This window comes from Marinomonas sp., from assembly GCF_965225885.1.
Taxonomy (GTDB): domain Bacteria; phylum Pseudomonadota; class Gammaproteobacteria; order Pseudomonadales; family Marinomonadaceae; genus Marinomonas.
This window is the reverse complement of record NZ_OZ245329.1, coordinates 1,793,110-1,813,448: the sequence shown is the minus strand read 5'-3', so window position 1 is coordinate 1,813,448 and position 20,339 is coordinate 1,793,110. Positions and strand designations below refer to the sequence as shown.

The window sequence follows — 20,339 nt, the reverse complement described above, 5'->3', positions numbered from 1 at the left end:
ATGTTAGACAGTGTTATGAAGCACTCAAAAACAGATAACCTATTAAGAATAGAATTTTATCTCGATAACACAAACTAATTGTGCAGCTAACGCCAAATAAAAACACAACAATAACAATTATCTACATTTGGTTATTGGCAGCGGCAACGCTGAGCTTGCTTGCCATTTAATATCAAGATAAGAATAATCAGGGTGCTGCCAAAGGTCTCCAATAGCAACCAAAGTATCTCCCTGATATAAATACGGAAGATGCTCTCGCCACCAGCTCGGGATCGCTTGATCGTTAAGCCATTTTTTTAATTTACGCGTTTTTCCATTGGGCATATTCAAAGACACGCCATGAGGACGAGCTTTCAATTCGCAGGAATCACTGCCAGTCACGCAAATTTCATCAAAAGGACGAAGTAACATTTCACCAGATACCAAGACTGCTAGTTTAACGGCTTCATCTGGTGGCAGAAGGTAAACCGCATGTTGATGACGCATAATCCGTCCATGGGGAAATTCAAATTCTGGCTGCTTATCTTCCGCACTAGAAAACATAGCATCAACACTTTCCAACTGAGCTTGCGGTAGTGAAACGTCTTTACTCTGCAAAAAATATCGCCACCAAAAAAATCGTTCTTCTGCAGGTTTATCCATTATAAAAGATAGGTCTAAGCCACCAAACGCATCAGACCAAACCGTTAGCTGCTGTTGAGCAAATTGAGAAAGCATAGCGTAATCCGTCGCAATGCGTTGCGCGCTCGAGACGATATTCTGCTCCATTTTTGGAAAGCGTTCTTTCAGAACAGGTACGACACGTTGACGAAGAAAATTACGCGTAAAACGCTCATCAGTATTGGACTCGTCATGGATCCAAACAAGCTTATGTTGCAAGGCATAATCTTCAATATCGTTTTTTGAAGCCGTAAGAAAAGGACGAATCAGACGAGCATTGCCGTTGCCAAGCAACCTTTCTTGGGGAATGCCAGTTAATCCCTTCCCTCCCGTTCCTCGTAATAAACGAAACAATACGGTTTCAACCTGATCGCCAGCATGATGAGCAAGCAGAATCACATCCTGATCGCTCATTATCTTTTGAAAGGCTTGGTATCGAGCGTTACGGGCGGCATCTTCTAGAGAAGCTTGTGTTTCTAGCCGTACCCTTTCAGCAAGAAAAGACACACCAAGCTTGTCACTGACATGTTCACAATGCTTCAGCCAATCATCGGCGTTAACACTCAAACCGTGATGTACATGAAGTACCATGAGCTTCTGTTTTTGCTCCGCAGAAATTTGATTCACCAAAGCATGAAGCAAGACATAAGAGTCTACGCCGCCACTAAAACCAATCCAGACTTTCTTCGCCTTAGAAAACACAGAGTCAATCCACTCAGCATTAAATCTAAGAGGGGATGCGGAAGTAAGCGGTTTAGGAGTTGAGCGTTTCATCATAAAGTCTGGGAGCAAAGTGCCTTAAACGTAAGAAACAAAAAAGCCCCCTAAATATAGGAGGCTTTTTAAGAAAACAAAAACTTATAGACCGTAAGACATCAAACGATTATAACGACGAGCCAATAGCTCTTCTGTCGTCAAGGCTTCCATTCGATCTAGTGCAGCTAGAATATCTTTCTTTAAACTCTGGGCAATTTCTTCATGGGCAATATGCGCACCGCCAAGAGGTTCTTGAATGATATTATCAACAAAACCCAATTCTTGTAGACGCTGAGCCGAAATACCCATGGCTTTCGCAGCATCAGAAGCACGGTCAGCGCTCTTCCATAGAATAGACGCACAGCCTTCTGGAGAAATAACTGAGTAAGTGCCGTATTGCAGCATCATTAGCTCATCACAAACACCAATTGCTAAAGCACCACCAGAACCACCTTCACCAATGACTGTAGAGATAATCGGAGTTTTAAGACGAGACATAACCGCCAAGTTAAAAGCAATCGCCTCACTCTGACCACGCTCTTCCGCTCCGATACCAGGATATGCTCCAGGTGTGTCAATTAATGTCACGATAGGCATATTGAAACGTTCAGCCGTTTCCATCAAACGTAGCGCCTTACGGTATCCTTCTGGACGAGGCATACCAAAGTTACGAAGTACTTTTTCTTTAACTTCACGACCTTTTTGGTGACCAATAATCATAACAGGACGGCCGTCTAAGCGGGCAATACCACCAACAATAGCACGATCGTCGGCATAATGACGGTCACCGTGCATTTCTTCAAAGTCAGTAAAAGCGTGTTTAATATAATCAAGAGTATATGGGCGCTTTGGATGACGCGCTAATTGAGAAACTTCCCATGCCCCTAGATTACTGAATAGGCTCTTAGTTAGCGCTATTTTTTTATCTTCAAGACGACTGATTTCGTCGCTTATGTTGAGTTCATTATCGTTACCGACTAAACGTAACTCTTCAATTTTCTGTTCGAGCTCAGCAATCGGCTGCTCAAATGGGAGATAATCTAAATTCATGGTTTAATTACACTACTGTTTGGTTGCCATCAAATACAAGGGCAAAAGGCGGCTAGCCAGTTGCTCTATAGCTCTTTAAAGCACATTTCTATGCCGCATTCCTTTGCTAAAACTATTAAATGAGTCTAAGTATACACTAACTGAACATTTTGTTTACCGTATTGTTTCTGAAGTTGGTGAATTAATTCGTCATCCGGACGAACCTTCCAACCCGACCCTAAGCGTATATCACCGCACGCTTCTGGTGTATCAAAACCTATCACCACATCGCAGCCATCGCCACGATAGGATTCCATATAGTTTGCCAGTGTCTGTATTTCTGTCGGTGTTACTGTCTCTGACGTCCAGGTAATTCGCAATGCTTCCACATAACGAACTCGAGCCTGAGCAATATCTAAAATATTTCTGGCGATTACTTTTTGTCCACCACGAAATTCATCAACGGTAATTTCACCCTCAACGATTACCACTTCATCTTTGACAATAACGTCTTTAAAAGTGTCATAGTTATCAGGAAATACCGTCACTTCAATACGAGCTGAACGATCATCTAATGTAACGAAGGCGATGTTACCACCTTTTTTGCTCTTGGTAATACGCAAGTCAACAATCAAACCTGCCATGATCTGTGTATCACCACGCTTTGGTTGTAAATCGACAATTTTTGAACGAACAAAGCGACGAATCTCTTTTTCATATTCATCAATTGGATGACCTGTCACATACAAACCAAGCGTATCTTTTTCGCCATCAAGACGCTGACGCGGCGGCCACTCATGTTGAATACCTATTTCCTTATAAGCGTCTTCCGTGTTTTCTTCTACCGCGATGCCAAACAAATCCATCATGCCTGCATCTTGGTTTTTAGCGTCCTGCACGGCTCTTTTCAATGCTTCATCAATACATGCAAACAAGGTTGCTCGATTCGGGCCTATGGTATCAAACGCCCCAGAACGAACCAAAGCCTCCATAACACGTTTATTAACTTTACGCCCAACTCGTTGGCAGAAATCAAAAATGTGCTCAAAAGGCCCTTCTTTACGAGCTTCAACAATGGCTTCAATTGGACCTTCGCCCACTCCTTTAATCGCGCCAAGACCATAAACAATGGCCCCTTTCGGATTAACAGTAAATTTGAAAACCGACTCATTCACATTAGGCAGTTCTAACGCTAACTTCATTGAGCGACACTCTTCAATGAAAATAACGATCTTATCTGTGTTCTGCATATCTGCAGACAATACTGCCGCCATAAAAGGCGCTGGATAATGATTTTTTAACCAAGCTGTTTGATAAGAAACCAGTGCATACGCCGCTGAGTGAGATTTGTTAAACCCATAACCGGCGAACTTCTCCATCAAATCAAAGATGTTGCCTGATAAATCTTTATCAACATTGTTTTTAAGCGCGCCTTCCATAAAAATCAAACGCTGCTCAGCCATGACCTCGGCTTTTTTCTTACCCATGGCACGACGAAGTAAGTCAGCGCCACCTAGGGAGAACTTAGCCAGTACCTGAGCGATCTGCATTACTTGCTCTTGATACAAGATAATGCCGTAAGTTGGCTCTAATACTGGGATCAAATCTTGATGTTGATAATCTGGATGAGGGAAAGCCAGTTCGGCACGACCGTGCTTACGGTTGATAAAGTCGTCCACCATGCCCGAACCCAATGGCCCAGGACGATATAAAGCCACCAAGGCGATAATATCCTCAAAGCGCGAAGGCAAAAGCTTCTTAATCAACTCTTTCATACCGCGGGATTCCAGCTGGAATACAGCAGTGGTTTCTGCTCGCTTCAATAAGTCGTAAGTTGACTTATCTTCCAAATCGATCAAAGAGATATCGAGCGGCGGCTTACCTTCTAGGGCATTGATGGTATCAATATTTTTAACCGCCCAATCGACAACCGTCAGTGTTTTCAGACCCAAGAAGTCGAACTTCACCAGCCCAGCTTCTTCAACGTCATTTTTATCGTATTGAGTAACCAGACCAGAGCCATCTTCTTCACAATAAAGCGGGGCAAAATCAATTAGCTTAGTTGGTGCGATTACCACGCCACCCGCATGCTTACCAAAGTTACGCACCACGCCCTCTAAAGAAATCGCCATTTCCATGACTTCGGCCGCATCTTCGTCGCCCGCTAAAAACTCAGGCAACGCAGGCTCTTCTTCTAAGGCCTTTTTAAGCGTCATACCTATTTCAAAAGGGATCAGTTTAGACAACTTATCACCTAAGCTATAAGGCTTACCTTGAACCCTTGCCACATCTCGAACCACGGCTTTTGCCGCCATTGCACCAAAGGTAATGATTTGAGACACAGCGTCACGGCCATAAGTACGCGACACATAATCGATCACTCGGTCACGGTTATCCATACAGAAATCGATATCAAAGTCAGGCATGGATACCCGCTCTGGATTCAGGAAACGCTCAAAAAGCAAATCGTATTCAAGTGGATCAAGGTCGGTTATTTTAAGGGCATAAGCCACCAAAGAACCGGCACCAGAACCACGACCTGGACCAACAGGAATGTCGTTGTCTTTGGCCCATTGAATAAAGTCCATTACGATTAAGAAGTAACCGGGGAAACCCATTTGATTAATAATGGTTAATTCGAAATCTAAACGATCCCAATATTCCTGACGGCGCTTTTCGATGCGTTCGCCATATTTTTTGGTGAGGAAATTAAAACGTTCTATCAGTCCGTCATAAGATAGCTTGCTAAAGAACTCTTCCATCGTCATGCCTTCAGGCACAGGATAGTCTGGCAAAAAGTACTCGCCCAACAAAACATCAACGCTACATCGCTTAGCAATTTCTACAGTGTTTTCTAGCGCTTCGGGAATGTCTTGAAAAAGCTCCGCCATTTCTTCTGGCGTTTTAAAATATTGCTCTTCGGAATAACGACGCTTGCGACGCGGATCATCCAAGGTCACACCATCATGAATACACACTCGAGCTTCATGGGCTTCAAAGTTCTCACGCTTTAAAAAACGCACATCATTAGTTGCCACAACTGGACAATCGAGCTCCCCAGCCAATGGTACAACAGCGTGTATGTAGCTTTCTTCTCCGGGACGACTGGTTCGCTGTAACTCAATATAAAAGCGATTGGGGAATACTGACATCCAATGCGCTAATCGGCTTTTAGCCTGCTCATGTCGACCTTTTTGCAGTAGGTAGCCAATATCACCAAAACCTGCGCCAGACAACGCAATAACATCCTCACTATGCGTTTCTATCCATTCACGCTGAACAATAGGACGACCTTCTACCTGACCGAGCTGATAACCCTTGGAAATAATGGCAATAATGTTTTTATAACCCTTATTCGACGTGGCTAATAAGGTAAAGCGATAACGAGAATCCACATCATCGTCTTCGGCAACGACAACATCAGCGCCACAGATAGGTTTAATACCTTTTTCCATCGCGCCTTTGTAAAAGCGTACAAAACCACAAAGATTATTTTCGTCTGTAATAGCCACAGCAGGCATAGACATAAACTCGGTCGTGCCGAGCAAGCCTTTGATTTTCACCAAGCCATCTACCAAAGAAAACTCGGTATGGACTCGTAGATGTATAAATGATGTGGACAAAATATTATCCCTCTAAAATCTTCTTAACTGGACCAAAACTGCGTCTATGAATCGGCGTGATACCATGCAAACGAATCGCTTCTAGATGCTGGGCAGTTGGGTAGCCTTTGTGTTTTTCAAATCCATATTCTGGATAAACCTTTGCCGCTTGTACAATGTCTCTATCACGGGTGACTTTCGCCAAAATAGAGGCTGCAGAAATAGCAGCCTGTCGTGCATCACCTTTTACAACAGCCTCCGCACTGCAAACTAGTTGTTTTGGTACTCGGTTACCATCAATCAAAACATGTTCCGGTGTGACCGATAGTTTGGCAACAGCTCGGCTCATAGCCAGCATACTCGCGTGCAATATATTAAGCTCGTCGATTTCTTCAATGCTGGCACTGGCAATACCATACGCTAAAGCTTTTTCTTGTATTTCAATAAATAAAGCTTCGCGTTTTTTTTCACTTAACTTTTTAGAGTCTGCCAAGCCTGATATTGGTCGTGTTGGATCAAGAATCACAGCAGCGGCAACGACCTCACCCGCCAATGGCCCTCTCCCTGCTTCGTCGGCTCCAGCTAATAAGTCACCAAAATATATCTGACTAACAAAAGGCTCCATTACTTTGATTTTTCTTCTAGCATAGAAACGATAGCTTGCGCAGCCGTAGCCCCCGCATTCTTTCTTAACATTTCATGAAGCTGACGATACTGATTCTGAATATTCTGATCCCCTACAAAAGACTGCCAAGTTTGCAATAAACGCCGCGCTAAATTAGCTGGCGTTACATCATCTTGCAATAACTCAGGAACTAAAGCATCGTTTGCTAATAAGTTAGGCAAAGACACATAAGGAACCTTTAACATGCGTGACATAATAGCGTAAGTCAGCTTGTTAAAACGATACGCCACCACCATCGGCCTTTTTACCAGCATAGCTTCTAATGCCGCCGTACCAGACGCCAGTAAAATAGCATCACTCGCCGTCATTACAGTGCGTGACTGACCATCAACCAAAACCGCCTCCATGTTGGCAGCGTGTAACAAGTTTTCGATTTGCTCCTTACGCTCTTCGTTCGCGGCAGGAATCAAAAATGTCGCTTTGGGTTGCTGAAGCTTAATTAACTTCATTGCCTCAATAAACAAAGGCGCTAGGCGACCCACTTCCCCACCACGAGAGCCAGGTAAAATACCGAATACAGGCCCATCTAACTGAGTAGGTAAATGCAATTTCTTACGAGCTTCTTCTGCATCACTTTGCAAAGGGATATCATCAGCCAATGTGTGACCGACACAAACCACCGGAATATTATGTTCATGATAAATAGGCAGTTCAAATGGAAAAAGCGCCAACATAAGATCGATGGATTTTTTGATATTAAAAATCCGTTTTTGACGCCACGCCCAAACGGAAGGGCTGACATAATGAACGGTTGGTATTCCTGCTTGTTTTAATTTTCTCGCCAGAGGCATATTAAAATCAGGAGAATCTATACCTATAAAAGCAGTGGGTGGATTTTTCAAACATGATTGATAAAGACACTTACGAATCCCTAAAAGCTCTCTGAGACGACCTAATACCTCCACTAGACCCATGACAGACAATCGATCCATTGGCACCAGACTCTTTAGTCCCTGCGCTTCCATCAACGGACCGCCAATACCTTCAAAAGTAGCCTCTGGTTGTAACTCTTTTAAATGAGCAATTAAGTTGGCCCCCAAAATATCACCCGAAGCCTCTCCAGCCACCAACACATAACGTATCGCAGACGTCACTTGCATTTACAAAACCTCTAATAATAAAAAACCCCGAAATAGTCCGGGGTTTTCTTTTAAAAACATGGTGTCTATCGGACTATTCCACGTTTTGAATTCCGAATGGACAAAATGAACTCAGCGACCTCAGGAACGTGACTCAAATCCCCTTGTTCAAGCTCAAGTAATGCAGCCTCCAAGGTTAATCCTTTAAGGTATATGGCCTTATATGCTTTTCGTAATGCTTTAATTACTTCTGCCGCTACACCTCGACGACGCATTCCCTCAAAATTCATTCCATGTGCTTTCGCGGGACTACCGGAAACCATGACATACCTTGGTATATCCTTAGAAACCATTGACCCCATACCACACATACTGAAAGAGTTAACCTGACAAAACTGGTGTATACCTGCGTATCCACCAAGAATGACATTATCCCCTACTACTACATGTCCTGCGAGCGCTGCAAAATTCGCTAAAATATTATGATCACCAACAATACAATCATGACCAATATGTGTACTTGCCATAAACAAATTATGATTGCCAACAAGAGTAATACCATTATCTTGAATCGTACCACGATGAATCGTCGCATTTTCACGAATAACGTTACTGTCTCCAATCACAAGTTGCGTTGGTTCACCCTTATACTTCTTGTCTTGGTTCGCCTCTCCAACAGAAGCAAACTGATAAATCTCATTATTACACCCAATTGTCGTATGACCATTGATAACGACATGGGATTTAATAATACTACCAGCACCAATTTTTACATTCGGTCCGATCACACAAAAGGGACCAATCTCCACACTAGAGTCAATCTCTGCTTTCGAATCGATTAAAGTAGTTGGATGTATCGCCACTATATTTTCCTGTCTGCACACATAATAGTTGCAGAGCAAGCCAACTCACCATCGATAGTTGCTCTACATTCAAATTTCCAAATACCACGTTTTTCTGCCATTATTTTCGCTTCTAATTGCAAGCGATCACCGGGTACAACAGGTCGTTTAAAACGGGCATTATCAACGCCAACGAAATAATAAATAGAACCGTCTTCGGGCTTCTTATCCATCGTTTTAAAACCCAATATACCAGCAGCTTGAGCCATTGCTTCAATAATCAAGACGCCAGGCATGACAGGATGATCTGGAAAATGCCCATTAAAGAATGGCTCATTAATCGTGACATTTTTATAAGCTATAATGGACTCTTTCAAATTTAGTTCAACAACACGATCTACCAATAAAAACGGATACCTATGCGGCAAGTATTGGCGGATTTCATTTACGTCCATCATTTATTTATCAACCTTCTCTAAAAACTTATTAACCTGTTGTTTTAGTTGTGCAAATTGCTTTGCCATTTCATCAATTCTTCTGACTCGAGCAACTGTTCGACGCCACTTCGTTGTTGGCTCCATCCCCATTCCAGAAGAGTAAGAACATCCTTCTGCAATAGAATTACTTATCAAACTCATACCTGTAATATGCACTTTATCAGCAAGCGTTAAGTGCCCAGTAATACAAACACCACCAGAAATAGTACAAAATTTACCGATTATTGTACTACCAGCTATCGCTGTGCACGCTGCAATTGCAGTATTATCACCAATTACGACGTTATGAGCAATTTGAACTTGATTATCTATCTTAACGCCATGACCTATCTGCGTATTTTCTATAGCGCCACGATCGACCGTCGTACCAGCACCTATTTCAACGTTATTACCAATAACCACAGACCCTAGCTGATCGATTTTTTCCCAACCAGCCTTACTAGGCGCAAAACCAAAGCCATCTGCACCAATTACAGCAGCGCTATGAATAATACATGATTCGCCAACCACAACATCGTGATAAATAGTTACATTAGGGTATATGATGGAATTCTGGCCTATTTTAACCCCTCGACCAATTACACTACCGGCACCAATAACGCAGCCCTCACCAATAACAACATCATCATCAATAACAACATTAGGACCAATTACAACGTCATTAGCAAGAATCGCTTTCAATGACACTACGGCACTTGAGTGAACGCCCTTCCAACCATGGGTCTTAGGTACAAATAGATGAGATAACTGAGCATACGCTAGGTAAGGGTTTGCCACTACAATGGCGTTTTCAACAAGGTCAGCCAACTCATTAGTCTTTACAAGCACGGCTCCTGCTGAAGTAGTTGCAAGATGATTTTGGTATTTAGGATTAGCTAAAAAGCTTAACGCAACTTTATCTGCTTTCTCTAATGTCCCTAATCTCTCTATAACAAGATCAGCATCACCTTTAACAATACCCTGAACTTTGACTGCCAATTGCCCTAGCGTATGGCCCATAGACTAGTTATCCTTATTAATGCGTTTTACAAGCTCATCCGTGATATCAGCATCTGCATTCGCATATAGGCTTAACTGTCTATTTAACACCAAATCCAATTTTCGCTCTTCAATTAGTGACTTCAAAGCCGCTTCACCTTTTGGAGTCAGAGACTGGATTAATTGCTGCTCTAGCTCTTTTGCCTGACGCTGCATATTAGCTGCCAGTGATCTTACTTTATTCTGATTATCTGCAAGCTGCTGACGACGCGCCTTAAACTCTTCTTCAGACAAAGTTAACTCATCACGCTTTAAATCTTTTGCTGATGCTTCCAAATCTTCTTGCTCTTTTTTCAAACGAGCATCCATCGCCGCTACTTTTTGCTTAGGCTCTTTCGCTGCGTCTTGACCAATATTGCTTTGCAAAAGTGCAGACCTGAAATCAACAACCGCAACTTCTGTTGCTTGCACACTACTAATTAAACATAAAGCAAAAACTGCCATTATGATTTTTTTCATTTTTAAACCCTCTTAATTAACACTTTCTAAATTAAAAAGTGGTTCCCAATTGGAACTGGAAAAAATCTGTTTTATCGCCGTCTTTCGCATTCAGGGCTCTAGCAAGGTTAAAAGACAACGGAGCTATTGGTGTAATCCATGTCCAACTTAAGCCAGCACTATAGCGTATCTCTGAAAGATCAACGCCAGTATTGCAATTTGCATTACTAGCAAGACAAGAGTCTGTAAATACGTTACCACCATCTAAGAATAATGCGGTTCTAACCGACTTATGATCCTCTACCATAGGTAATGGGAAAATCAGTTCAGCAGTACCTGCCATCATAATATTACCACCTAAAGCAGAATTCTTATTCTTTGAACCTGCATTATAAGAGTTTTTAGGCCCTAAAGAAGACGCGCCATAACCTCGAACAGAATAAGACCCACCTGCAAAATAATTTTCAAAGAAAGGCAAGGTATCGGTATCACCATAACCTTTACCATAACCCAAACGGCCTTTCAGTCTGAATAACCACAAATCTGAATCATTGAGATTCCAGTAACGTTGAGATGTCAACCCAAGTTTTGCGTATTGCTGATCCCCTACAGGCAAGGAAACTTCTAATGTTGCTCGAGTTGAATAGCCATTCGTTGGAAGTACACCACCAATTAAATCGCTGTCACTCCAAGCAAGGTTAGCAATATAGTCTTCATAACTGTCTCCCTGTTTATTGACATAATCCTTTGTTTCATTAGACGGATCAAAACCTAATTTAACTGTACTCTCTTTAACGGTAAGACCAAATGACAAGCGCTGAGTATCAGAAATAGGATAACCATAATTTACCCCCGCGCCGATTTCATCCAAGTCATAATTTTCTACGCTATCAGCTGCATGGTCACTCGTTTTATAGAAAACCTGAAATCCTCGGCTAACACCATCAACGGTAAAATATGGGTTATCGTAAGAAACTGCATAATCTTGTTTCTGATTCGTACGACTCGCATTAAACGAAAGTTTATTACCTGTTCCCATAAAGTTACGTTTAGAAATACCAAAGCCCAGTACGGTGCCATCTTCTTGCGAGTAACCGATGCTTGCTTGAATACTACCCGAAGCCTGCTCTTGCACCACAACATCAAGATCAACTTGATCAGATGTTCCTGCAACAGGTCGAGTTCTTAAATCAACACTACCGAAGAAACCAAGACGTTCAATTCGACGCTTAGACGATTGTATTTTTGAATGCGTCGCCAAAGCCCCCTCAAACTGGGTCATTTCACGGCGCAATACTTCATCTTGTGTTTCGCTATTACCACTAAAGGTAATACGTCGAACATAAACCATAGGTCCAGGAGCTATTTGATAGCTAAGGTTAACGGTATGATTATCCAGCTTCTCAGGAATCACATTGACGTTAGTGAACAAATAACCATCGTCACCCAGCTCAGTAGAAATACCTTCAATGATTTTGGTTACTTCGCTACGAGAAAATACATCGCCTTTTTTCTGAGAAATTTGCTTCCAAACACGATCCTCAGGAATAGGCAAACTACCACTCAAAGTAACATCGTTAATTTTATAAGGCTTCCCCTCTTCCAGGTTGATAACGATATAAACATCTCGTTTATCTGCAGATAAACTTACCTGACTAGAGACAACACTAAAATCTAAATAGCCATTATCCAAATAAAAGCTTTTTAGCGTATTGATATCACCTTCTATTTTACCTTTTGCATATTCGTCGGCAGAGCTGAAAGGATTCCAATAACCCGTTTCTCTTGACTCAAAATTCTTGGTTAATGTTTCTTCATCAAAATCTTTATTACCAACAATATTGATGTGAACTATTTTAGCTGTGTCACCTTCATCAATTTTGATAACAATCCCAGTACGATTGCGCGGCATATCTTCTACGGATATATCAACTTTGGCACTGTATCGACCAAGAGCATAATACTGACGCTGAAGCTCTTGAACGATTTGATTTAACGTTTCAGGTTTATAAATTTCACCAATTTCTAAGCCTGAAAGCTTTAAGCCTCGCTCTAGGTCTTCAGTCTTGATTAGCTCATTGCCTTCAATGGTTAAATTACCAATAGAAGGACGCTCCGTTACATCAAATACCAAAACATTATTGTCGTCGTACACATCTATGTCACTAAAATAACCAGTGTCAAAGAGAGAGTTAATCGCCTGATAAACCCTATTAGAATCATATGATTCATTCTTATCAAACCCGATCACATCGAACGCTCTAGCTGAAGGCATTTGTACCAACCCATCAACCCTCACATCCTCTACTGTTTCTGCAAAACTCTGCACGCTTAATAAAGCCAAAAATACAACTGAAACGACTTTCACATCTACCTCTCTACAAGCGGGCAATATCATTAAAAATGGCGACAGCCATTAGAGCAAATAAAAGAGAAGCACCAACTCGATATGCCATGTTCTGAATTTTCTCAGAAACTGGCTTTCGACGAATAGCTTCAATACCAAAAAATAACAAATGCCCACCATCTAACATTGGAATAGGCAACAAATTAAGCACCCCCAAACTGACACTGAGGTAAGCCATAAATTTCAAAAAAGATTGTAACCCAGAATCTGCGGACGCACTCGCCACTTTTGCAATCGTTATCGGCCCTGATAAATTATCAACCGAAATCAATCCCTGTAACATTTTCCCAATAGAAGAAACGGTTAAAGATATCATCTTAGAAGTTTGTGCAACACCATAAGAAAGTGCTTCAAGCGGACCATAGTAACGCTCTCTAATAAGATCCTCATCCCATTTTGGCGGAACTACTGCCAACCCAGCATACCCTACCATTTTGCCATTTTGCTCAGTAGATTTAGGCGATAATAATAACGTTAGAGAATCTTGCGAACGCTGCACCTCAACTTCCAAAGGCTTATTAGGATTCGCTTGAACCAATGCCACAACTTGCTGCCAACTAGCGACAGGCTGATTATTTATTTTTAAGATCCTATCACCAGCTTGGAAACCAGCAGCGAACGCAGCGCCATCACCGACAACCTGAGCAACGATTGGAAGCACAGTAGGCTGCCATGGAGCCAAACCAAATGCACGAATTAGATTACTTGGCTCGTCACCAACTAACCACCGATTTAAGTGCACGGTATCTTCTTGTAAAGAGCCAAGCCCTTCCGGTTGATAGCGAACGATAATGGTTCCTGTTTTACCAATCAAGCCTGCTAACACTAAATTTACATCCTCCCACGATGCAACAGACTCACCAGCAACAGAAATAAGCTCATCTCCGGGTTGTATTTGAGTTTGAGCAATCGGGGAATTTTGTTCAATTTGACCTATTTTTGGAGCAATAGATTGAACACCAAGTAAAGCAACCACTGCGTAAATTACGATTGCCAAAATAAAGTTAGCAATAGGGCCTGCGGCCACAATAGCAATGCGCTGCCAAACATTTTTTGTATTAAAAGCCTGATTTCTCAACTCAGCAGGAACATTTCCTTCGCGCTCATCAAGCATTCGGACGTAACCACCAAGTGGAATCATTGCCAATGTATATTCTGTACCGGTTTTGCCAACATAGCGATAAATTGGCTTTCCAAAACCAATAGAAAAGCGCAGCACTTTGACACCACAACGACGAGCAACAAAAAAATGACCAAACTCATGAAAAGTAATTAGTAAGCCTAAAGCAACAACAATAGAAAGAATATTTTGTATCATGAAAAACTACCGCGAGAAATCATATTCATTGCCACATGGCGAGAGTACCGATCCGCTTCAAAAACATCATCAAGCTCATTAACCGCAACAATCTTTGCAGCCGTTAAGACCCGCTGATTCAATCTTGCAATATCAAGAAAGCCAATCTGCCGATTCATAAAAGCCGCCACTGCAATTTCATTCGCGGCATTCAACACCGCCATCGCCGTCCCCCCCATGAACCAAGCATCAGCAGCCAACTTCAAATTAGGGAAGCGAGTTAAATCAGGGGATTCAAAATTCAGACGTGCAATGTCAACCAAGCTCAAAGGCAGAACATTTGTTTCAATACGACCTGGCCAACTCATACCATAAGCTATTGGGATTTTCATATCTGGATTACCCATTTGTGCAATAACAGAGCCATCGAGATATGACACCATCGAATGAATAATGCTTTCAGGATGAACCACAACCTCCACTTCATTCGGGGTAATATCAAACAACCAACAAGCCTCAATCAACTCCAAGCCTTTATTCATCAAAGACGCCGAATCGATAGAGATCTTTTGCCCCATTGACCAGTTTGGATGCTTACACGCCTGTTCAGGCGTTACTGTAGCCATTTCATCTAAAGACCAAGTTCTAAAAGGCCCACCAGAAGCCGTCAAAATCACTTTAGAGACATCTTGTTTATGAGCACCTCGAACTGTTTGAGGCAAACTCTGATAAATCGCATTATGCTCACTATCTATCGGCAAAAGCATGACATCATGACGAGTCACTTCGTCCATAAAGAGCTTACCAGCAGTAACCAAGGATTCTTTATTAGCCAATAAGGTTCGCTTGCCAGCACGTATACCAGCCAAAGTAGGCTTAAGCCCTGCAAAGCCCATAATCGCAGCCATCACTTGATCAACAGCAGAGTCAGAAGCAATACTATTTAAAGCCTCCTCCCCCCACTCAAATGAAATAGCTAAACCTTGACACTGTTGAGCCAATTCATCACGTGCTTTTTGCGACCCCATCACGACACGCTGCGGCGTAAAACGGCGACAAATTTCCGCCATTTCATCCACACTTTCATTCGCTGATGCGCTAATCAAGATAAATTTATCCGGGTGCTGAGCGATGATATCAAGCGTACTTTGGCCAATAGATCCAGTCGCACCCAACAAACAAATACCTTGCATCAAAGCCACCCAGCCAAACTTAGCATTAAAACATAAATGGGAGCTGCTGCAGTCAGACTATCAACACGATCCATAACACCTCCATGACCAGGAATCAAATGACTTGAATCTTTCAACGCTTCATGACGTTTGAATAGACTTTCAGTCAAATCACCCAAAACGGAAACAGAGGATGTTATCAACGCGATAACAGCTAAAACACACCAATTAGAAAACGTGAAATCACTCAATACAGCAAAAATAATCACACCGACTTGAGTCAGCAGCAAACCACCAATAACGCCTTCCCACGATTTTCCGGGGCTTACAAAGCGTGCAAGCTTTCTTTTACCAAAGGCTCGACCAGCAAAATAAGCACCAGAATCCGCTCCCCAGATCAACCCCATTAAAAGCAATATCCATACAACAAAATTATTAGATTGCTTCAAAACAACCAAAGCAGCCCAAGTTGTAAGCAACACCAAAACACCAAACACCAAACGACTAGCAACATACTGCCAAATCAACGGCGTGGGATATCGAATAACCCAATATAACGCTACCCCCCACAATAATGGGCTTAAATAAAGTGATGTTTTCTGTAAATTACAATTCAGTACAACAAAACAGACAGCGCCAATAAAAACAGCAAATAAGACACGGCCAACTTGATTATTTACGCCAGATAAACGCGCCCACTCCCAGCTAGCCAAAAAAACAACGGCTGCCATAGCAAAAACAAACTGAGAAGTTTCCAACACAAAAACAGCACAAATAAACAATACAGCCATAACAATGGCACTGAGAATTCGAGGAAGTAACATGGTTATCGGCCACCATAACGACGTTGACGGTTTTGATAAGTTTGAATTGCCTCATCAAAATGTTGTTGATCAAAATCCGGCCATAGAACTGGAAGAAAAACAAACTCAGAATAAGCTGTTTGCCAAAGTAAAAAGTTACTAATGCGCTCTTCCCCTGAAGTTCGAATCAAAAGATCAAGCTCAGGCAAATCAGCTAATTGCATATGCTCACCCAATAAGGTTTCATTAATATCTTCCGGAACAAGCTCACCCAATACAACGCGCTTAGCTATCGCTTTCGCTGCTTCAGCAATATCCCAGCGACCACCGTAATTCGCAGCAATGACCAGTGTCATTAGATCGTTGTCTTTTGTCGAATCTTCTACAGTCTTGATTTGTTTTTGCAATCCGCTACTAAAACCAGAAAGATCGCCCACTACTCTAAGTCTAATTTTATGCTCATTTAATCGTTTAAGCTCTTTCTTCAAAGAACGCATAAACAACGCCATCAAGCCATCAACCTCTAGTTTAGGACGCTTCCAGTTCTCACTCGAAAAAGCGAACAGCGTCAACACTTTAACACCAGACCTAGCCGCAGCCTCAACCACACGACGCACAGCAGATGCTCCCGCTGTGTGACCCGCAATACTAGGAAGGTGTTTTTTCTTTGCCCAGCGATTATTGCCATCCATGATGATGGCAATATGTGCCGGAGCGACAGCTGAATTAAGATCAGCGCCATTCAATTCAGACATAGCGTTACCCTAGTCAATAAAAAAAGCGAGCCAAGGCTCGCCTTCTTCATTAAATTTCCATCAAGTCTTTTTCTTTTGCTGCAAGACGCTCTTCTACTAAAGCAACATGCTTATCTGTAATTTTTTGAACTTGATCCTGTCCACGACGATCGTCATCTTCAGAAATTTCTTTTTCTTTCACTAGATCTTTAAGACTACCGTTAGCATCACGACGAATATTACGAATAGCAATACGACCATTCTCAGCTTCGTTTTTTGCTTGCTTGAAGTAATTTTTACGAGTTTCCTCTGTCAAAGCTGGCATAGGAATTCGGATCAAATTACCGTTTGTCGCAGGGTTTAAGCCAAGATCAGATTTCATAATGGCTTTTTCAATTTCAGGAACCAAGTTATTTTCCCAAGGAGAAACCCCCAAAGTGCGCGCATCTTCAACCGTAATGTTAGCCACTTGGCTTAACGGTGTTTCAGATCCGTAATAGTTCACTTTAACTGAATCTAAAATACTAGGGTGTGCACGACCTGTACGGATTTTTTTAAACGCAGACTCAACAGAAGCAACTGCTTTGCCCATGCGGTCTTCTGCGTCTTTAAGAATTTCGTTAATCATAACTTCCTCACTTAATCAGTGTACCTTCACTGCCACCAACCATGATATTTACCAAGGCTCCCGGCTTATTCATATTAAATACACGTATTGGCATACCGTGATCACGGGTCAAGCATATTGCTGTTAAGTCCATGACACCTAATTGTTTTTCAAGAACTTCATCGTAGCCCAATGTATCATATTTCACTGCAGCAGGGTCTTTCATTGGATCTGCAGAGTAAACACCGTCTACTTTAGTTGCTTTCAATACGACATCTGCATCAATCTCAATACCGCGCAAACAAGCAGCAGAGTCAGTCGTAAAGAAAGGATTACCTGTACCAGCAGAGAAAATGAGCACGTCACCCTCTTTCATTAAGCGCATGGCACGACGTCTATCATAAGGCTCTACGATACCCGTCATAGTGATAGCCGACATCACACGAGTAGCAATATTTGCACGCTCTAACGCGTCTCGCATTGCCAACGCATTCATTACCGTTGCCAACATCCCCATATGATCACCAGTAACACGATCCATCCCAGCCTGACTCAAAGCCTGACCGCGAAACAAGTTACCACCACCAATAACGATACCAACTTCAACACCAATACCGCGCAACTGCCCGATTTCTAGAGCAATACGATTCAATACTTTAGGGTCGATACCAAAGGACTCATCACCCATCAAGGCCTCGCCGCTCAGCTTAAGCAAAATTCTTTTGTATTTTGGACTCTTTTCTTTTGGCATATCAACCTCCGGCAATGATTTCATTTCTTGAATAACTGAGGTCAATATAACCGACACTCATTGCATTCATCTCTCATAAAAAGGGGCAGTCAAGCTGCCCCTTTTTTTGCAAGACATTACAACTTAGAATTAACCTTTAAGTTGTGCTGCCACTTCTGCTGCGAAATCCACTTCAGCAACCTCAATACCTTCACCTACTTCAAGGCGAATGAAAGAAGTTACCGTTGCGCCAGCGTCTTTAACTAACTGACCAACTTTAATTTCTGGATTCTTAACAAAAGGCTGTTCAGTCAAGCTGTTTTCAGCCAAGAACTTCTTCATACGACCAACAATCATTTTATCAACGATTTCTGCTGGCTTACCAGCCATGTCTGGCTGCGCACGAACGATTTCTTCTTCTTTTGCAAGAACTTCAGCAGGCATATCTTCACCGCGAACAACGCGAGGAGATACAGCAGCAACGTGCATAGAAACATCTTTAGCCAATTCCGCAGAACCGCCTTCCAGTTGAGTCAATACAGCGATTTGGCCATTACCGTGAAGGTAACCACCTACCAAGCCACCTTCAATAATAACAGCACGACGAGGTGTGATGTTTTCACCGATTTTTTGAACCAAAGCTTCACGAGCTTCAAGCATTTCACCTGAAACCACTTTCGCCATATCAGTTTCTTTCGTTGCAAAAACAACGTCAGCCACTTTATTTGCGAAAGAAATGAAACCTTCGTCACGAGAAGCGAAGTCAGTTTCAGAGTTAACTTCAACCAAGACACCGTAAGATGAATCATCAGCTACACGCATAATGATTGTACCTTCAGCTGCAGTACGGCCCGCTTTTTTAGCTGCCTTCATGCCACTTGATTTACGTAGTTCTTCGATAGCCACTTCGATGTCAGCGTTAGCAGCGACAAGTGCTTTTTTACACTCCATCATGCCTAGGCCAGTACGTTCACGTAGCTCTTTTACCAATGCTGCAGATACTGCGGCCATGTTAAATCCTCTTTATACCAATTCAAATTTAAAAAAGGAGGTAAGACACCTCCCTTTAGAAACCGGAACAAACTAGAAAGTTTGCTTACGCTTCAGTAGCTTCGCTTACTTCAACGAATTCGTCAGCAGTACCAGCAGTCGCATTACGACCTTCTAGAACTGCATCAGCAAAAGCACCAACGTACAATTGAACTGCACGAATAGCATCATCGTTAGCTGGAATGATGTAATCAACACCATCTGGATTACTGTTAGTATCAACGATACCGATAACAGGAATACCTAATTTGTTAGCTTCTTTGATTGCAATACGTTCATGATCAACATCAACTACGAACAATACATCAGGAAGGCCGCCCATATCCTTGATACCACCCATAGAAAGCTCTAGTTTTTCAAGCTCACGAGTACGCATCAAAGCTTCTTTTTTAGTCAGCTTATCGAAAGTACCATCGGACATTTGAGTTTCAAGCTCACGAAGACGCTTGATAGATGCACGAATTGTTTTGTAGTTAGTCAACATACCACCTAACCAACGGTGGTTAACGTATGGCATACCAGAGCGAGCAGCTTGCTCTTTAATCGTTTTAGATGCAGCACGCTTAGTACCAACAAACAAAACCTTGTTCTTGTTTTCAGCCATTTTCTTAACAAGCTCAAGAGCATTATTAAGAGCTGGAACAGTGTGCTCAAGGTTAATGATGTGGATCTTGTTACGAGCACCAAAAATGAAAGGTTTCATTTTTGGGTTCCAGTAACGAGTTTGGTGACCGAAGTGTGAACCAACCAATAATAGGTCGCGCATAGAAACTGTAGGCATTTTACTATCCTTTAAATTTGGGTTATTTATGCTTACCAGCTAAAAGCGTCAGTCAAATAAGGTTTAAGACAACCTAAGACACCCAAGACACTTTCTTCAATAGCGGCAAGATCGTTGATTTAAGTAAATTCG

Annotated in this window: 18 protein-coding genes; all 18 read right to left on the bottom strand. The window is 42.2% G+C overall.

Annotation, left to right across the window (positions count from 1 at the left end):
- Positions 1 to 117 precede the first annotated feature (117 nt).
- Positions 118 to 1,437 carry a tRNA lysidine(34) synthetase TilS gene (gene tilS / locus ACO05V_RS08570; protein WP_421849696.1) on the bottom strand — a complete coding sequence of 440 codons (1,320 nt, stop codon included), beginning with the start codon at positions 1,435 to 1,437 and terminating at the stop codon, positions 118 to 120.
- Between the two features lie 81 nt (positions 1,438 to 1,518).
- Complete coding sequence (accA, locus tag ACO05V_RS08565) at positions 1,519 to 2,466, bottom strand: acetyl-CoA carboxylase carboxyl transferase subunit alpha (protein ID WP_421849693.1); 948 nt, start codon at positions 2,464 to 2,466, stop codon at positions 1,519 to 1,521.
- Between the two features lie 125 nt (positions 2,467 to 2,591).
- Complete coding sequence (gene dnaE, locus ACO05V_RS08560) at positions 2,592 to 6,068, bottom strand: DNA polymerase III subunit alpha (RefSeq protein WP_421849690.1); 3,477 nt, start codon at positions 6,066 to 6,068, stop codon at positions 2,592 to 2,594.
- A gap of 4 nt (positions 6,069 to 6,072) precedes the next feature.
- Complete coding sequence (rnhB, locus tag ACO05V_RS08555; RefSeq protein ID WP_421849687.1) at positions 6,073 to 6,672, bottom strand: ribonuclease HII; 600 nt, start codon at positions 6,670 to 6,672, stop codon at positions 6,073 to 6,075.
- Positions 6,672 to 7,832 (bottom strand): lipid-A-disaccharide synthase, encoded by a 1,161-nt coding sequence (gene lpxB / locus ACO05V_RS08550; RefSeq protein WP_421849684.1) that lies wholly within the window; start codon positions 7,830 to 7,832, stop codon positions 6,672 to 6,674. The genes rnhB and lpxB overlap by 1 nt, the downstream gene beginning before the upstream one ends.
- 65 nt (positions 7,833 to 7,897) lie before the next feature.
- Positions 7,898 to 8,674 carry an acyl-ACP--UDP-N-acetylglucosamine O-acyltransferase gene (gene lpxA, locus ACO05V_RS08545; protein ID WP_421849681.1) on the bottom strand — a complete coding sequence of 259 codons (777 nt, stop codon included), beginning with the start codon at positions 8,672 to 8,674 and terminating at the stop codon, positions 7,898 to 7,900.
- Positions 8,674 to 9,111 carry a 3-hydroxyacyl-ACP dehydratase FabZ gene (fabZ, locus tag ACO05V_RS08540; RefSeq protein WP_421849678.1) on the bottom strand — a complete coding sequence of 146 codons (438 nt, stop codon included), beginning with the start codon at positions 9,109 to 9,111 and terminating at the stop codon, positions 8,674 to 8,676. The genes lpxA and fabZ overlap by 1 nt, the downstream gene beginning before the upstream one ends.
- The gene (gene lpxD / locus ACO05V_RS08535; RefSeq protein ID WP_421849675.1) at positions 9,112 to 10,149 is read right to left on the bottom strand and encodes a UDP-3-O-(3-hydroxymyristoyl)glucosamine N-acyltransferase; all 1,038 of its coding nucleotides are present in this window, start codon (positions 10,147 to 10,149) and stop codon (positions 9,112 to 9,114) included.
- 3 nt (positions 10,150 to 10,152) lie between these two features.
- Positions 10,153 to 10,647: an OmpH family outer membrane protein gene (locus ACO05V_RS08530; RefSeq protein ID WP_421849672.1), complete on the bottom strand. Its 495-nt coding sequence runs from the start codon at positions 10,645 to 10,647 to the stop codon at positions 10,153 to 10,155.
- 31 nt (positions 10,648 to 10,678) lie between these two features.
- On the bottom strand, positions 10,679 to 13,024 hold the full coding sequence (gene bamA / locus ACO05V_RS08525; RefSeq protein WP_421849669.1) for an outer membrane protein assembly factor BamA: 2,346 nt from the start codon (positions 13,022 to 13,024) through the stop codon (positions 10,679 to 10,681).
- A complete protein-coding gene (rseP, locus tag ACO05V_RS08520; RefSeq protein WP_421849665.1) occupies positions 13,005 to 14,351 on the bottom strand; it encodes a sigma E protease regulator RseP in 1,347 nt (448 codons plus the stop codon). Before rseP ends, bamA begins: the two co-directional genes overlap by 20 nt.
- Positions 14,348 to 15,523, bottom strand: coding sequence for a 1-deoxy-D-xylulose-5-phosphate reductoisomerase (gene ispC, locus ACO05V_RS08515; RefSeq protein ID WP_421849662.1), 1,176 nt, complete (start codon positions 15,521 to 15,523; stop codon positions 14,348 to 14,350). Before ispC ends, rseP begins: the two co-directional genes overlap by 4 nt.
- Positions 15,523 to 16,326: a phosphatidate cytidylyltransferase gene (locus tag ACO05V_RS08510; RefSeq protein WP_421849660.1), complete on the bottom strand. Its 804-nt coding sequence runs from the start codon at positions 16,324 to 16,326 to the stop codon at positions 15,523 to 15,525. Before ACO05V_RS08510 ends, ispC begins: the two co-directional genes overlap by 1 nt.
- Before the next feature lie 2 nt (positions 16,327 to 16,328).
- Positions 16,329 to 17,060 (bottom strand): polyprenyl diphosphate synthase, encoded by a 732-nt coding sequence (gene uppS / locus ACO05V_RS08505; RefSeq protein WP_421849657.1) that lies wholly within the window; start codon positions 17,058 to 17,060, stop codon positions 16,329 to 16,331.
- A 49-nt stretch (positions 17,061 to 17,109) separates the two neighbouring features.
- Positions 17,110 to 17,667: a ribosome recycling factor gene (frr, locus tag ACO05V_RS08500; RefSeq protein WP_255828291.1), complete on the bottom strand. Its 558-nt coding sequence runs from the start codon at positions 17,665 to 17,667 to the stop codon at positions 17,110 to 17,112.
- A 7-nt stretch (positions 17,668 to 17,674) separates the two neighbouring features.
- Complete coding sequence (gene pyrH / locus ACO05V_RS08495) at positions 17,675 to 18,397, bottom strand: UMP kinase (RefSeq protein ID WP_072839635.1); 723 nt, start codon at positions 18,395 to 18,397, stop codon at positions 17,675 to 17,677.
- 129 nt (positions 18,398 to 18,526) lie between these two features.
- The gene (gene tsf / locus ACO05V_RS08490; RefSeq protein ID WP_421849653.1) at positions 18,527 to 19,387 is read right to left on the bottom strand and encodes a translation elongation factor Ts; all 861 of its coding nucleotides are present in this window, start codon (positions 19,385 to 19,387) and stop codon (positions 18,527 to 18,529) included.
- A gap of 85 nt (positions 19,388 to 19,472) precedes the next feature.
- Positions 19,473 to 20,207: a 30S ribosomal protein S2 gene (rpsB, locus tag ACO05V_RS08485; protein WP_012068986.1), complete on the bottom strand. Its 735-nt coding sequence runs from the start codon at positions 20,205 to 20,207 to the stop codon at positions 19,473 to 19,475.
- Positions 20,208 to 20,339 lie beyond the last annotated feature (132 nt).